The 14,325-nt window shown below is 68.4% G+C and carries 13 protein-coding genes; 2 read left to right on the forward strand and 11 right to left on the reverse strand.

Annotated features, from left to right (window positions below; all coding sequences use genetic code 11):
* From VFU06_16090 to VFU06_16125, 8 genes are all read right to left on the reverse strand, one after another.
* The coding region (locus VFU06_16090) for a biotin/lipoyl-containing protein (protein ID HEU5210916.1) at positions 1–481 on the reverse strand (481 nt) is incomplete at its 3' end.
* A 152-nt stretch (positions 482–633) separates the two neighbouring features.
* The gene (locus VFU06_16095; GenBank protein HEU5210917.1) at positions 634–1,623 is read right to left on the reverse strand and encodes a pyruvate dehydrogenase complex E1 component subunit beta; all 990 of its coding nucleotides are present in this window, start codon (positions 1,621–1,623) and stop codon (positions 634–636) included.
* A 67-nt stretch (positions 1,624–1,690) separates the two neighbouring features.
* Positions 1,691–2,803: a pyruvate dehydrogenase (acetyl-transferring) E1 component subunit alpha gene (gene pdhA / locus VFU06_16100; GenBank protein HEU5210918.1), complete on the reverse strand. Its 1,113-nt coding sequence runs from the start codon at positions 2,801–2,803 to the stop codon at positions 1,691–1,693.
* Positions 2,804–2,943: 140 nt separating this feature from the next.
* Entirely contained in the window at positions 2,944–4,023 is a 1,080-nt protein-coding gene (gene lipA, locus VFU06_16105) for a lipoyl synthase (GenBank protein ID HEU5210919.1), read from the reverse strand.
* Positions 4,024–4,721: 698 nt separating this feature from the next.
* Positions 4,722–5,909 carry an IS481 family transposase gene (locus VFU06_16110; protein ID HEU5210920.1) on the reverse strand — a complete coding sequence of 396 codons (1,188 nt, stop codon included), beginning with the start codon at positions 5,907–5,909 and terminating at the stop codon, positions 4,722–4,724.
* Positions 5,910–6,113: 204 nt separating this feature from the next.
* A complete protein-coding gene (locus tag VFU06_16115; protein HEU5210921.1) occupies positions 6,114–7,016 on the reverse strand; it encodes a TIGR01777 family oxidoreductase in 903 nt (300 codons plus the stop codon).
* A 188-nt stretch (positions 7,017–7,204) separates the two neighbouring features.
* Positions 7,205–8,353 carry a deoxyhypusine synthase gene (gene speY, locus VFU06_16120; GenBank protein ID HEU5210922.1) on the reverse strand — a complete coding sequence of 383 codons (1,149 nt, stop codon included), beginning with the start codon at positions 8,351–8,353 and terminating at the stop codon, positions 7,205–7,207.
* A gap of 135 nt (positions 8,354–8,488) precedes the next feature.
* Positions 8,489–9,388 carry a TIGR00730 family Rossman fold protein gene (locus VFU06_16125; GenBank protein ID HEU5210923.1) on the reverse strand — a complete coding sequence of 300 codons (900 nt, stop codon included), beginning with the start codon at positions 9,386–9,388 and terminating at the stop codon, positions 8,489–8,491.
* Positions 9,389–9,498: 110 nt separating this feature from the next.
* Between VFU06_16125 and VFU06_16130 the strand changes: the two genes are divergently transcribed.
* Both VFU06_16130 and VFU06_16135 read left to right on the forward strand, forming a co-directional pair.
* Positions 9,499–10,260 (forward strand): zinc ribbon domain-containing protein, encoded by a 762-nt coding sequence (locus VFU06_16130; protein ID HEU5210924.1) that lies wholly within the window; start codon positions 9,499–9,501, stop codon positions 10,258–10,260.
* 4 nt (positions 10,261–10,264) lie between these two features.
* Complete coding sequence (locus VFU06_16135; GenBank protein HEU5210925.1) at positions 10,265–11,896, forward strand: M20/M25/M40 family metallo-hydrolase; 1,632 nt, start codon at positions 10,265–10,267, stop codon at positions 11,894–11,896.
* A 57-nt stretch (positions 11,897–11,953) separates the two neighbouring features.
* On the opposite strand, the gene VFU06_16140 is transcribed toward VFU06_16135, so the two are convergent.
* The 3 genes from VFU06_16140 to VFU06_16150 all read right to left on the reverse strand — a co-directional run bounded on the left by VFU06_16140 (position 11,954) and on the right by VFU06_16150 (position 14,219).
* The gene (locus VFU06_16140) at positions 11,954–12,706 is read right to left on the reverse strand and encodes a Nif3-like dinuclear metal center hexameric protein (protein HEU5210926.1); all 753 of its coding nucleotides are present in this window, start codon (positions 12,704–12,706) and stop codon (positions 11,954–11,956) included.
* A gap of 216 nt (positions 12,707–12,922) precedes the next feature.
* Complete coding sequence (locus VFU06_16145) at positions 12,923–13,441, reverse strand: polymer-forming cytoskeletal protein (protein HEU5210927.1); 519 nt, start codon at positions 13,439–13,441, stop codon at positions 12,923–12,925.
* A 7-nt stretch (positions 13,442–13,448) separates the two neighbouring features.
* A complete protein-coding gene (locus VFU06_16150; protein HEU5210928.1) occupies positions 13,449–14,219 on the reverse strand; it encodes a peptidoglycan DD-metalloendopeptidase family protein in 771 nt (256 codons plus the stop codon).
* Positions 14,220–14,325 lie beyond the last annotated feature (106 nt).

Here is a 14,325-nt window from a genome sequence, read left to right on the forward strand (position 1 = left end):
GTTCGCCAGCCGCGCCTGCACGCGCGCCACCCGCACCCGCCGCCTGTTCCTGGGCGGTCCCCGTCTCCGCACCCCGGCCCTTCTGCGTCTCCGTCTGCCCGGAAGCAACCGCCTGTGCACCCTTCCCGATGTCACCGGCGCCGGCAGCAGAACGTGCGGCCTCACCCGAAGAGGCGTCAGGGGTCCCCGCGCCCGCCGTTTCCCCGGCCCCGGCCCCGGCCCCGGCTCCCGGCCCGCCTCCGACGTCCCCGATGTCCTCGTCGGCCCCCGCAATCACCGCGATCACCTGCCCGATCGGCGCAGTGTCGCCTTCCGGCAGCATGATCTTGCGCAGCACGCCGGAGCCGCGGGCGACCAGCTCCATCGTCGCCTTGTCGGTTTCGATCTCGGCGAGGACGTCGCCGTCCTTGACCTGGTCGCCTTCCTTCTTCAGCCAGCGAACGAGCTGTCCCTCTTCCATCGTCGGGGACAGCGCTTCCATGTGGACTTTCGTTGCCATAAGCCTTGACGAATCAGGACGAGCGCCAGCGCAGTCGCCAGGGGGAGATCGTCTCCCGGCCCGCTCGCCACCTGTTAACTCTCACCGCCACCAGCGATCGCGCGCACCTGCTCATCGGACGCGCGCGCATCGGTTCAAACCGTCTGCCGGTACAGCACCCTGTTGCATGCAGCGACGACGCGCTCCGCCGATGGCTTCGCCATCCGCTCCAGCATCTTCGCGTACGGCATCGGCACGTCCGCCTGCGTCACGCGCAGGATCGGCGCGTCCAGGTAGTCGAACGCCTCCTCCTGGATCGTGTCGACGATCTGCGAGCCGATGCCGACGTACGGCCAGCCTTCCTCGACGTACACGACGCGGTTCGTCTTCTGCACGGTCGCGAGGATCGCATCGACATCGAGCGGACGCAGCGAGCGCAGGTCCAGCACTTCCGCGTTGACGCCATCCTTCTCGAGTGCGGTCGCGGCCTGCAGTGCGACGTGCACCATCTTGCCGTGCGTGATGATGCTGACGTCGGAGCCCTCGCGCTTCACTTCAGCGACGCCCAGCGGCACGACATGGTCCTCTACGTCAGGAACCTCGCCCTTCATGTTGTACAACAGCTCGCCTTCCATGATGACGACAGGGTCGTCGTCCCGGATCGCGGCCTTGAGCAGTCCCTTCGCATCTGCCGGCGTCGCCGGCGTCGCGATCTTGAGACCGGGGAAGTGCGCGTACGACGATTCCAGCGCCTGGGAGTGCTGCGCCGAAAGCTGCAGCGCGGCGCCGGTCGGTCCACGGAACACGATCGGGCACTTGTACTTGCCCGCCGTCATGTAGTGCACCTTGGCCGCGCTGTTGAAGACCTGGTCCATCGCCAGGATCGAGAAGTTGAACGTCATGAACTCGATCACGGGACGCAGGCCCAGCATCGCTGCACCGACACCCAGCCCGGTGAACCCGAGCTCCGTGATCGGCGTGTCGACGATGCGCTTCTCGCCGAACCGGTCGAGCAGCCCCTTGGACACCTTGTATGCGCCATTGTACAGCCCGACTTCCTCGCCCATCAGGAAGACGTCGGGATCGCGCTCCATCTCTTCAGCGAGCGCCTGGTTCAGCGCCTCGCGATAAGTCAGTGTAGACATTTTCCTCAATCAACACGTTGAATGCGGGGCCGGGCCCTGGGCCCAGGGCCCTGGGCCCGCGTTCAGCTCAGCCCTGCTCCAGCCGGTTCTTGCGATCAAAGAACAGCCGCCCGTGCACATCCTCGGATGCGTACACGTGCGTGTAGAGATCCTCGAGCCCCGGCTCGGGCGAGTTGTCCGCGAACTCGGCGGCCTCCTCGCACACCTTCTGGATCTCGGCGTCCATCGTCTTCAGCTCCTCGTCGGTCAACTGGTTGTTGTCCTTGAGCAGCTCGAGGAAGCGCGTGATCGGATCCTTCTGCTTCTGCTCCTCGACCTCTTCCTTGGTGCGATACACGCCATGCACCGGGTCGGACATCGAGTGGCCCATGAAGCGGTAGCAGCGCGCCTCGATCAGTGTCGGCGTGCCGTCCTTGCGCGCACGGTCGATCGCCTCCTGCGTCACGCGACGCATGTCGATCACGTCCATCCCGTCCGCGACCGCCGACGGCATGTCGTACGCGCTCGCCTTCTGCGAGATGTCGTACAGCGACGACGCGCGCTCCCACGCGGTGCCCATTCCGAAGCGGTTGTTCTCGACGATGAAGATGACCGGCAGCTTCCAGAGCGCGGCCATGTTCAGCGACTCGTGGAACGCACCCTGGTTCACCGCCGCCTCGCCCATGTAACAAAGCACGACGTTGTCCTGCTCGCGGTACTTGATCGCGAACCCGGCGCCGACCGCCAGCGGGACCTGCCCGCCGACGATGCCCCAGCCGCCCAGGAAGTTCTGCTCGGCGCCGTACAGGTGCATCGAGCCGCCCTTGCCGCCCGCGCAGCCATCGACACGGCCATACAGCTCGGCCATCACCGCGTTCGGCGTGATCCCCTTCACCATCGCCTGCACGTGATCGCGGTAGGCCGTGATCACGTAGTCCTCGGGGCGGAGCGCCATGATCGAGCCGACCGCGACCGCCTCCTGCCCGATGTAGAGATGGCAGAAGCCGCCGATCTTACCGATCGCGTACGCCTCCGCCGACTTCTCCTCGAACCGCCGGCCGAGCAGCATCTGGTACAGCATTGCATGCAGCTCGTCCTTCTTCAGCCCCAGCAACGCGTCCCCCTTCCGTGCGCCCGCGTCGCGACCGTTCGAGCTTCCGCCCGCCTGCGACGTCTTCCGGGCCGCCTTCGTCTGTGCCATCCCTCTCTCCTCAGATCACTTCAATGCGCCATCAGCGCGCATTTTTGGTTCCGCCGAATACACGACCGGCCGGCGCAGCCTCCGCTCCTCGCGGGCCACCGCGGCCGGCCGGGGGTTGTCGCCTCCAGCGTACTGTCCCGTCAGCCGGCCTTCCGTTTCGTTTCCAGTTGCACCAGCGGCGGCATTACCTCCGCCGGTGCCGGGACATCTGCTTCCAGCACCTCGCGGATCTCGCCGGCCGCCCCCGCCGTGACCGTCCGCGCCTGCGTCTCGGCGTGATAGCTGGAGCGCACCAGCGGACCCGACTCCACGTGCCGGAAGCCGAGCTCCTCTTCGCCGAGCCGCTTCCACTCCCGGAACTCCGCCGGCGTCACCCACCGCGCCACCGGCGCGTGGTGCTCGCTCGGGCGCAGATACTGGCCCAGCGTCACGATGTCGACCGCCGCCTTGCGCAGGTCGACGAGCGCCTGGCGGATCTCCTCCTGCGTCTCGCCCATGCCGAGGATCACGCCCGACTTGGTCAGCATCGTCGGGTCGATTGCCTTGGCAGCGCCCAGGTACGAGATGCTGCGCCAGTAGCGGCCGCCCGGCCGCGCCCACGGGTGCAGCCGCTCCACGGTCTCGAGGTTGTGGTTCAGGATGTCCGGCTTCGCGTCGACGACCACGCGCAGCGCGTCCTCGTCACCCTTGAAGTCCGGGATCAGCACCTCGATCGTCATCGACGGGCGTCGCGTACGGCACTCGCGGATCGTCTCAGCGAAGATCCGGGCACCGCCGTCCGGCAGCTCGTCCCGGTTCACGCTGGTGATCACGACGTGCTCGAGCTGCAGCGCCTCGATCGCCTCACCGACCCGGCGCGGCTCGTCCTCGTCCAGCTCCGTCGGCATGCCGTGCGCGATCGCGCCGGACGTGCACGCGCGCGGGCACACATCGCCCAGGATCAGGAACGTCGCCGTCCCCGCTTCCCAGCACTCACCAATGTTCGGGCAGCCCGCCTCCTCGCACACGGAGTGCAGGTTCAGCCCCCGCATCAGCCCCTTGAGCCGGCTGTAGTTCTGCCCCCCCGGCGAGCGGACCTTCAGCCACTCCGGCTTCTTCCCCCGCAGCGGCTGCGGCGCCCCGTCCAGGATCGGCAGCCGTGCCGTCCCCTTGGACTTGACGACGCCCGTGTCCTTGCCCGCCGGCGCGTACCCGCGCGGGCCGCCTTCTGGTGCAATCATCCCCTGCTCCCGTCGAGAACGGAAATCATACGCCCACGCGCAAGATGGGGCAAACATGGGGGTTGGAGGGCACGGCGCTGTGTCGCTGGGGGATGCGGGCTCGGGATGCGGGCTCGGGATGCGGGCTCGGGATGCGGGCTCGGGATGCGGGCTCGGGATGCGGGCTCGGGATGCGGGCCCCGGATGCAGGCCCCGGATGCAGGCCCCGGATGCAGGCCCCGGATGCGGCCCCGGATGCGGGCGCTAGGCGCAGGCCGGTGCAGTCCGATGTGCGGCCCGCCCTCCGCCGGTGCCGAGACGCGTGCCCGTGCGCGTGCCGCCATGCTCATGCCGGTGCGGAGGTCGGTGAGCGGTGCCGGTGGTGGTGCCGGCGTGCTCGTGCCGTGCTGAGGCCGGTGAGCCTGCCCGTGCCGGTGCCGCCGTGCTCATGCCGGTGCGCGCCCGGCAATTGCCCCCGGGGCTAGCCTGAAACGTCACAATTGCGACGCCTCCTGACGGGCTATGTAACCTTTCCGGCCCTACACGCCGGAAACGTCACAGAACGCGAGCCCACACCCAGGGAATTGTAACCTTCCCGGCCATATGCGCCGGAAACGTCACACACCGTCGAATGCGCAGCGGCAATTGCGACGTTTCCGTCCCCCGTCTGAACAGCCCGGCACATGGGTGACAGTTTAGACCGGGCACATGGGTAACACTCACCCATGGCCTTTACGCGCCTTGAGCTGCCGGTCTGCTGGCTTGAGGACTCCTTGCGCTTCATCGAGTTGGGCGAGGTGGACCGGGCCAAAGAAGAGGTCCCACCATCCCGCTTGATTCAGCCGGAGTCCGACAGTCTGGCGGCGTAGGGTCTCGCTGACAAAGTACTGGTGGCTGCGCCATTTGATCTGTCCGTGGCGCAGCACACGCCGGCGCTGGAAGTCCTCCGGATAGTGGAGTTCCGGCAGGCGGCGCGGCATTCGTCGTTCGGACTGCAGATAGTAATGCGCCGGCGGACGCTGACCCAGCGCCTCATGCGGTCTCTCCTCGTTGTAAACCCGTCGAAATGCATCAAACGCACGTTGCTGCAGCTGGGGCGTCATCCGGGTCGGACGCGTTGCCTCTGCTTTGAGAGTGCGATGCATTCGTTCGTGAGCACCGTTGTCCTGCGGGTGTCGTGGCCGGATTCGCTCCAGCCGGATTCCGAGGCGAAGCCACCAGACTGCCAGCTGCGACAGACCGCCCAGAGCCCGGGAACTGAACGGCGCACCGTTGTCCGTCCGAATCACCTCCGGCAATCCAAATGAGCGAAACACCCGCTCAAAGGTCGCACGCGCCCCCGCAGTGCTGGTGCTCGGCAGGCCGTGGCATGCGAGCACATACCGCGTATGGGCATCGACGATGGTCAGCGGGTAGCAGAGCTGGCCGCAGCCGAGTCGAAACTCCCCTTTGAAGTCCGCTGTCCAAACGCGATTCGGTGCATCCGCCGCGGTGCGCGTCCCCATCCAGGCACCGGATCGCGAGCGCTTGCGTCGTCTCCGCTGGCTTAGGCCCTCTCGTCGTAGGATCACGCCGATCGTGCTCGCAGCCGGCCAGGTCACGTCCGGCGCGATCTCGAAGAGCCGCGAGCGTAGCTTACGTGGCCCCCACGTCGGATGCTTCTGACGCAACTCGATGATCGCGGCCACCACCTCCGGCGGTGTCTGGAGCGCCTGGGTCCGCCGTACGCGCCGCCGATCCTCCAAGGCCGCCAGACCCTCAGCCTGATAGCGGGCCATCCACTTGTACCCGATGCGCCGGCTGATGCCGTACTGGCGGCACAGCTCACTCATGGATGTCCAGCCCTCCATGGCCTCCAGGACGAACCTCGCTCGTTCTTCCATCGGACAGGTCTCACTCCAGGGCATCGGGCTCCTCCGCACAGGGTAGAGCCCTAGTCTGCACTCGAGTGTTACCTATGTGCCCGGTCCATCCTGTTACCTATGTGGCCGGTCTGTACCGTCCCCCGTCCCCCGTCCCCCGTCCCCCCGTCCCCCCGTCCCCCCGTCCCCCCGTCACCCCGTCACCCGCCGACCACTATTCCGGTATTCTGGAGCGTACGGCCCCGTCCCTCACACCAGCATCGCCCCCAGCGCCTCCCGCAGCCGCGGCTGCTTCCACCCGAACCCCGCGTCCTGCAGCACCTTCGGGATCACCTTCAGCCCACCGAGGAGCAGCTCCTCTCCCATCGCCCCGGGCGCCAGCCGCAAAGCAAACGCCGGCGCCTTGAGCACGCTCGGCCGGTTCACCGCCCGCGCCAGCTCGGCGTTCAGCTCCGCGTTGGTAACGAAATCCGGCGCAACCAGGTTGACAGCGCCCGCGATGTCGGGCCGATCGAGAAAGAACAGCAGCGCGCCGACCACGTCCTCGAGTGCGATCCACGGCATGTACTGCTCGCCGCTGCCCAGGCGCGCCCCGAGCCCCAGGCGGTAGAGCGGCAGCACCACTTTGAGCATGCCGCCCTTCGGCGAAAAGATCGGCGCGGTCCGCGGATGCACGACCCGGATCCCCGCCTCGCGCGCGGGGTCGGCGGACTGCTCCCATGCCCTGGTCACGTTCGCCATGAACCCCTCACCCGGCGGGCTCGCCTCGGTGAGCGGCTCGTCGCCGCGATTGCTGCCGTAATAGTTGACGCCGGACATGCTCACGAGCACCGCGGGCTTTTCCCGGCGTTCCGCGAGCGCGCGCGCGAGCAGCGTCGTGCCCTTCGCCCGGCTCTGGTAGATCGCGCGCTTCTTCCCCGGCGTCCACACACCGGCGATCGACTCGCCCGCCAGGTGCACCACCGCATCCACGCCCTCGAACTTGGCGGCCTCGACCTGCCCCCGGTCCGGCTGCCAGACGACCACGCGCTCCCGCGACGACACGTCCCGGAACGAGCGCACCACCCGGACGACCTCGTCCCCGCGCCGCCGCAGCGCCTCCGCCAGCGCCCGGCCGACCATGCCGCTGGAACCCGTTATGGCAACCCGCACGGGACCCTCCCTTGAACTGGAACCGCACGCCCGGAGCCCGCGCCCGAGCCCGGGTCAACAGCCGGCGGTCACCGGCACCGCACGTCACGCCGCCCGCGAATCCACGCGGCCACCCCGGCCCCCGGCCCCCGGCCCCAGGCCCCGGCCCGCCTAACCCCCCGGCAACCGCCACCACACCAGCCCAGCCCTCAACGATCCCGAGGCAACGTCACATCACGCTCTTCCCGCGCCCGCGCCGCCTCGTTCCGGTCCGACGCCTCATACTCCGACTTGAGCAGGTCCAGCATCTCCTGCCGCCGCCGATACAGGCGCTTCGGCTCGCGCGGCTCGTGGCGCGTCAGCGCGTAGGCCGCCAGCATCGGCATGGCGATCGTCGCATCCGTGTAGCAGACCACCGCGTCGGGGAGCCGGTCCGGATCGACCTTGCCCCAGCTCACGGCCTCGGCCGGCGTCGCGCCGGACAGGCCGCCCGTGTCGGGGCGGGCGTCCGTGAACTGCAGGAAGTAGTCGTGCCCCTTTTCGGCGATGCCGAGCACCTCCTGGATCTGCGGCTCGGTCTGGAGCGCGAAGTTCTTGGGGCTGCCGCCGCCGAAGATCGTGATCGCGCTCCGGCCGCCGCCGCGCTTGGCGGCGAGCACGATCGACGCGGTCTCGTTGACGTCCGCGTTGACGTCGAACTGCAGCGAGTAGCCCTGCAGTGTCGCCGCCGCGACGTTCATCCCGATCGAGGAGTCGCCCGGCGACGACGTGTAGATGGGGACGTCGTACTCGTGACACGTTGCGAGCAGCGACTTGCCCTTCTGGCCGAGCGCCTTCTGCCGCTCGGCCACGTACTTCCCCGCGAGCCAGTGGAACTCCGCCGTCGACATGGTGCGCTGGAACTCGTCACCCGTGATCATCTTCCGGAAGAACGCGTCCGTGTCGAGCAGGACCGAGTAGTCGAAGAAGATGTCGTAGATGCGCACGACCTCCTCGTCGCGCAGCTCGATGTCGGAGACGGCGGGGCTGCCCTGGTGCAGGTCGAGGCCGATGCCGAAATGCGTGTCGTGGTACAGGTTTGCGCCGGTCGAGATGATCCAGTCGATGAAACCGGCCTCGATCAGCGGGATGATCGCGCTCATGCCCAGCCCCGCGGGCGTCAGTGCACCGGTGAGCGTGACACCGATCGTGACGTCGTCGTCGAGCATGCGCTCGGCGAACAGGCGGCACCCTTCACGCAGGCGGCCGCCGTTGTAGGAGAGAAACGCCTGGTCGACCAGGTCGGCCGCCGACACTCCCTTCGCGATCGGCTCCGGCGCGATGCGCGCGCCACCGAGGTACTTGCTCTTCTTGCTCATCCCGTTGCTCGTGTCACCGTCTCGAAAAAGTGAATTGCTCCTGCCGCAGTCGGTCCGCGCTCGAACGCGCGCGACGCGTCGTCGCAGCGGCTGCCGCGCTTCCCGCCGGTGTGCCGCGCCGAACCGGTCAGCCAATCACGGCATGCTGCGCCGCTGCCGCTGCATGCGATCGCCGATGTCGCCGCGCGACAGTCCCGAATAGATCGCCCGCTCGCCACCCATCGCCGCGCGCTTCTCACAGTTGCGCTCGTAGCAGTCGACGATGTGCTGCGCAGCGGCCTCGGGCGAGTCGGTGATCATCAGCAGGTCGATGTCCTCCGCCTTGATCTTGCCGTCGCCCAGCATTCTGTCGCGCACCCAGTCGAGCAGGCCGCCCCAGTAGTCGCTGTTGTACAGCACGATCGGGAAGTCGCGGACCTTGCCGGTCTGGATCAGCGTGAGCGCCTCGAACAGCTCGTCCATCGTGCCGAAGCCGCCCGGGAAGATGACGAAGCCTTCCGCGTACTTCACGAACATCGTCTTGCGCACGAAGAAGTAGCGAAAGTTGATCGCGGTGCGTACCCAGCGGTTCATCCCCTGCTCGAACGGCAGCTCGATGTTGCAGCCGACGCTCTCGCCACCGGCCTCCGCGGCGCCGCGGTTCGCGGCTTCCATGATGCCCGGCCCGCCGCCCGTGATCACGCCGAACCCGTGCTGGACGAGCAGCTCCGCCGTGCGCTGCGCGGCGGTGTAGTCGGGCTCGTCGGGGCGCGTGCGGGCGCTGCCGAAGATGCTGACCGACGGACCCAGCCGCGCCAGGGTGTCGAAGCCCTCCACGAACTCGCCCATGATCCGGAAGACGCGCCACGCGTCGGTCGTGGTCGCGATCTCCGGCGACACGCGCTGGCTGTCCCGCTGCAGCAGCCGCTCGTCCTCCGTTTCCTCGCCGGGCTGCTTCGCGAACTCGGTGACGGGCACCGGCGGCTGAGGCGGCGGCTCCGCCGGTGTGGGCTGCTCCTCCCGCTCCCGCTCGTTCTTCGGCTTCTCTGTCGGCATTCTCCCCCAGGTCGGTCCGGACGCGATCCGCGCAAGATATTCGCCGGTCGGTCACGGGACCATTGCGCGGCGCCTTTACTCCGCTCGCGCCGTGATTGTAGCTTGGCCGCATGAAATGTCCTGGATGCGGCCGTCAGACCGACGGCAAGTTCTGTCCCGACTGCGGCACCCCGCTGAAGGGCGCGGCCTGCCGGAGCTGCGGCGCGTCGCTCGCCGCGGGCGCACGCTTCTGCAACCAGTGCGGTGCGCCGACCGGTGCCGCTGCGCCGGCCGCACAGACCGCGCGCAGCTCGGCGAACACGCCATGGCTGCTCGCGGGCGGCGTGCTCGTCGTCATCATCCTGATCATGGTCGTGCCGATGTTCTTCGGCGACGACGCACCACCGCAGCAGCAGACGACGGCGCCGTTCGCCAGCGGTGGCGGCACAGGCACGCCGCCCGCCCTGTCCGGCGACATGCGCCAGAACGCGGACCGGCTGTTCAACCGCATCATGGAGGCCCGCGAGAGCGGGGATAACGCGGCGGCCGCGCAGTTCTATCCGATGGCGATCCAGGCGTACGAGGCGTCGGAGCCGCTGGACGCGGACGGGCTCTACCATCTCAGCCTGATCCAGTCCGCTTCCGGGAACTACGCCGCCGCGCGCGCGACCGCGCAGCGGATCCTCGACATGTCGCCCAGCCACCTGCTGGGACTCGGCGCCGCCGCGGAGGCGCTGCTCGAGTCGGGCGACACGGCCGCGGCGCGCGAGCACTACGCGCGCTTCCTCGAGGCGTTCGAGAGCGAGCGCAACAAGGGATACCCGGAGTACCTCGACCACTCGGCGATCCTCCCGTCGTACCAGCAGCAGGCACGGGCGATCACCGGCGGCTGAACGTGTGAACCGCTTCGCGCTCGTCTTCGCCCTGCTGCTCGCGCTGCCCTTCACCGGCCACGCGCAGAACCCCTCGCAGACGACGCTCACGCCGCCGGCCGCTCGCACCATCAGTGCGGCCGGCATCCGCGGACACCTCGCCTTTCTCGCCGACGACCTGCTGCAGGGACGCGCCCCGGGCACGGCCGGCGGCCGGCTCGCCGCACGCTACATCGCATCGCAGCTCACGCTGATCGGCCTCGAGCAGCCACGCGGCGGCTTCCGCCAGGGCGTGGCCATCGACGCGTGGCAGCCGGACACGACGCGCAGCAGTGTCAGCTTCGTCGCGCGCGGTGACACCATCGGCGTCGCATTGAACGCTGACGTGATCGCATGGCCGGGCGTCGCGGACACGCTGGTCAACATCGGCGCGGACGTCGTGTTCGTCGGCTACGGCGTGCGCGCCCCCGAGTACGACTGGGACGACTACGAGCGGCGCGACGTCAAGGGCAAGGTCGTGCTCATCCTGGGCGGTGATCCGCCCACACCACCGACCGAGCCGGCGCTGTTCGAGGGACGCGCACTCACCCGGTACGGACGCTGGACGTACAAGCTCGAGGAGGCGCGCAGGCAGGGAGCGGCGGGTGCGCTCATCGTGCACACCGACGACTCGGCCGGCTATCCGTGGAACGTCGTGCAGTCGTCGTTCGGCGAGGCACAGTACACGCTCGCCGATCGCAGGAACCAGCCCGCGCCGCTGCGCGTCGAAGGATGGATCCGCGTGTCGACCGCGCGCTCGCTGCTCGCGGACGCGGGTCACAGCCTCGACGAGCTGCTCGCGTCAGCCGCACGTCGCGACTTCCAGCCGGTCAGCACCGGCATCACCATGCGTGCGCGCATCGCAGGCAGCGCGCGACGCATCGACACGCAGAACGTGGTCGGGATGCTGCCAGGCCGGGAGCACGCGGACTCGTTCGTCGTCTATACCGCGCACTTCGATCACCTGGGCATCGGCCCCGCGGTCAACGGCGACTCGATCTACAACGGCGCATACGACAACGCGAGCGGCGTTGCAGCTCTGCTCGAGATCGCACGCGCATTCCGCAGGCTGGAGCAACCGCCCGCGCGCTCCGTCGTGTTCCTGTTCACCACGGCGGAGGAAGCAGGACTGCTGGGCTCGACACAGTACGTGCGCACGCCCGCCGCTCCAGTTGCGAACACGATTGCGGCCATCAACATCGACGGCGCAAACCTCTGGGGAGAAACGCACGACTTCGTGCTGCTCGGCGCGGAATCGACACCGGGCATCGCCGGCATCGCAGACGCGCGCGGTGCAGAGATGAACATGCGACGCACGCCCGATCCCGCGCCGTGGCTCGGCCTGTACTTCCGCTCCGATCACTTCGCGTTCGTGCAGGCAGGCGTGCCCGCCGTGCAGCTGATGCACGGTGAGCACTATCGCGGACGACCGGAGAACTGGGGCATCGAGATGCTCGCACGCTGGAACGCATCGAGCTATCACCTGCCCACCGACGAGTACGATCCTGCGATGGACCTGCGCGGCGCCGTGCAGCAGGCGCGACTCGCGTTTCTGATCGGGTACGACGTGGCGGAACGCGGTGTGGGGAACGACTCGACGACGCAACGCGAGCGCTAGCGGATCAACGACGAAGAACGTCCCGATCCGCTGCGATCACGCACGGCTCGCGCTCCCCTACAATCCCGTCGGCAGATCGAAGAACTCCCACTCCAGGCCGAACCGCTCCGCCAGGTGCGCCGCAAGCGCACGCACGCCGAACGTCTCCGTCGCGTAGTGCCCGCCGTAGTACACGTTGATTCCGCCCTCGACAGCGTCGAAGTACGTGTGGTGCGCACCCTCGCCGGTGATGAATGCGTCGAGCCCCGCGGCGATCGCTTCGCCGATGCTGCTGCCGCCGCCACCCGTGATCACGCCGATCGTCCGGATCCGCTCGGGTCCGCCCGGCATCAGGTGCACCCGGACCCCCAGCCGATCGTCCAGCCGCGCGGCCAGCGCTTCCCGCGTGATCTCGCACTCGCCCCAGACGCCGACGTCGACGCCCTGGTACGCCCCGAAGGTGCCTTTCAGGTCGATGCCGAGCTCACGGGCCAGTTGGGCGTTGTTGCCGACTTCTGGGTGCAAGTCCAGCGGGAGGTGAGCCGCGTACAGCGCAACACCGCTGGCGATCAGTGGCTGCAGCCGACGGTAGCGTCTGTCCGTCACCGGCCGGTTGCCGTCCCAGAACAGCCCGTGATGCACCAGGAGCAGGTCGCAGTCCGACCGCACCGCCACGCGCACGCTGGCCTCGCTGGCATCGACCGCAACACCGAGCCGCCGGACGTCGCGCGTGCCCTCCACCTGCAGCCCGTTCAGTGCCCCGGGGTAGTCGGGAATCGCGGTAACGCGAAGGTATCCATTCAGGTACTCGACCAGCTCGTGCAGCCTCATCCGCCGCTGTCCCTCACTGTTGATAACAGGGGGGTGCTTTTCAACACCCGCATGTTAAAAAGTGCCTCTGTACGCCAAAGTTACGCTCTGACAACAACTTGGACGATTTCGACGTTTTGTGGAGAATTCCGGCGCGTTCCCGGACACAGGTACGAAAATCGCGGTGCCGGGACAGTGTCCCAGCCCCGCGATTCGCTGTTTCCGTTACGTCCGGCGTTACATGCCAGGCGTCGCTTCGATCGCCGGCCCGGAGCTCTTTGGTGCCGCCGTCTCGCCGCCGCCGGTCCGCACCGCCGCCGGCACCGATGACGGCCGCTCGGCATCGCCGGTCCTGACATTGCCGTTGACCTGGCCACCCTCGTCCAGCTTGATGCGGCGCGCGCGGATCTCCCCCTGGATCTGGCAGGTCGCCTGCAGCTCGAGACGGCTCTCCGCCGACACGGTGCCGGTGACCTTGCCGCCGATGATCGCATCCTGCGTCAGGATGTCGCCCTCGACGACGCCGTCCTTGCTGACGACCACGGCCTTGCCCGCCCGGACCGTACCCTTGATGTAGCCTTCGACCCGGAGCGTGCCGTCCGCGGTGCAGTCGCCGTCGACACGCATGCCGGGTCCGATGATCGAGATCACGCCGTCGCGCGGGGTCTGTGAGCCGTTCGTTTCCTTGGCCATTTCGCTCTGATCCTTGGAGGAGTTCCTGGACGTGCTTTGCGCGTTCCTGCCGATGAGCGCCATTGCTGCCTCAGGGTGCTACGAAGCGGAGCGGGTCGACCGGACGACCGTCGCGCCGAACTTCGAAATGCAGGTGCGGCGCGGACGACCGGCCGCTGGTGCCGACGCGCGCCACCGGCTGCCCTGCAGCCACCCGCGCGCCCGCGTCCACGAGCAACGTGTCGGCGTGCCCGTAGAGCGACTGGATACCGTCGCCGTGATCGAGGACGACATAGTAGCCGTAAACGTCGTCCACGCCAGCGATTCGCACCACCCCCGCACCGGCCGCCCGGATGAGGCTGCCCCGGCTCACCGCGATGTCCACCCCCGGGTGATCCGAGGCGTCGGACACGCGGCGGGTGATGAAGCCTCGCGATTCCAGCGGCCACTGCTGGATCACACCGTCGATCATCGCCGCATCGTCGCCGGTCTCGGTGGCCGCGGTGTCGGGCTTGGGCCGCAGCGGCGGGAGGAGGGGTTGCCCGTCGCCCGAGGGTGCGTCGGCCCCGAGCAGCTGGCGCACGCGCTCGTACTGCGCCTCCACCTCGGCCAGCGTCCGCGCGAGCTCGGTAACCTGCGCCCGCTCCGCGTGCAGCCGCTCGTTCTCCCGCACCAGTGCGGGCACGCGCCCGGCCTGCGCCGCAATGGGAAACCAGAGCGCCAGCACGAGGGCAACCGCAATGGCCACGGCGATGAACATCAGGAGGTAGAAGCGCAGCCGGCCGTAGGAGATCTCGTAGGTGCGCGTCTCGAGGTCGCCGTGCGGCACGACGATCACGGTCAGGCGGCGTTCGTCAGCCATTCATTCCCAGCCGGCGCGTGTGTGTCGCGCGGTTGCCAGCGGTCGACGGATGGTCTGCCACCGGCCCGCGCATGTGCGGCGCACTGCTGCCACGTGCAGTGTGCAT

Source organism: Longimicrobiales bacterium, assembly GCA_035764935.1.
Classification (GTDB): Bacteria; Gemmatimonadota; Gemmatimonadetes; order Longimicrobiales; family RSA9; genus DASTYK01.

What these genes read in the sequence shown, in the direction of transcription:
- VFU06_16125 (HEU5210923.1), bottom strand. Translation starts at nt 9,388, where the DNA reads ATGCCGACAGAGAAGCCGAAGAACGAGCGGGAGCGGGAGGAGCAGCCC.
- speY (HEU5210922.1), bottom strand. Translation starts at nt 8,353, where the DNA reads ATGAGCAAGAAGAGCAAGTACCTCGGTGGCGCGCGCATCGCGCCGGAG.
- VFU06_16150 (HEU5210928.1), bottom strand. Translation starts at nt 14,219, where the DNA reads ATGGCTGACGAACGCCGCCTGACCGTGATCGTCGTGCCGCACGGCGAC.
- VFU06_16110 (HEU5210920.1), bottom strand. Translation starts at nt 5,909, where the DNA reads ATGCCCTGGAGTGAGACCTGTCCGATGGAAGAACGAGCGAGGTTCGTC.
- VFU06_16145 (HEU5210927.1), bottom strand. Translation starts at nt 13,441, where the DNA reads ATGGCGCTCATCGGCAGGAACGCGCAAAGCACGTCCAGGAACTCCTCC.
- VFU06_16140 (HEU5210926.1), bottom strand. Translation starts at nt 12,706, where the DNA reads ATGAGGCTGCACGAGCTGGTCGAGTACCTGAATGGATACCTTCGCGTT.
- VFU06_16130 (HEU5210924.1), top strand. Translation starts at nt 9,499, where the DNA reads ATGAAATGTCCTGGATGCGGCCGTCAGACCGACGGCAAGTTCTGTCCC.
- VFU06_16095 (HEU5210917.1), bottom strand. Translation starts at nt 1,623, where the DNA reads ATGTCTACACTGACTTATCGCGAGGCGCTGAACCAGGCGCTCGCTGAA.
- pdhA (HEU5210918.1), bottom strand. Translation starts at nt 2,803, where the DNA reads ATGGCACAGACGAAGGCGGCCCGGAAGACGTCGCAGGCGGGCGGAAGC.
- lipA (HEU5210919.1), bottom strand. Translation starts at nt 4,023, where the DNA reads ATGATTGCACCAGAAGGCGGCCCGCGCGGGTACGCGCCGGCGGGCAAG.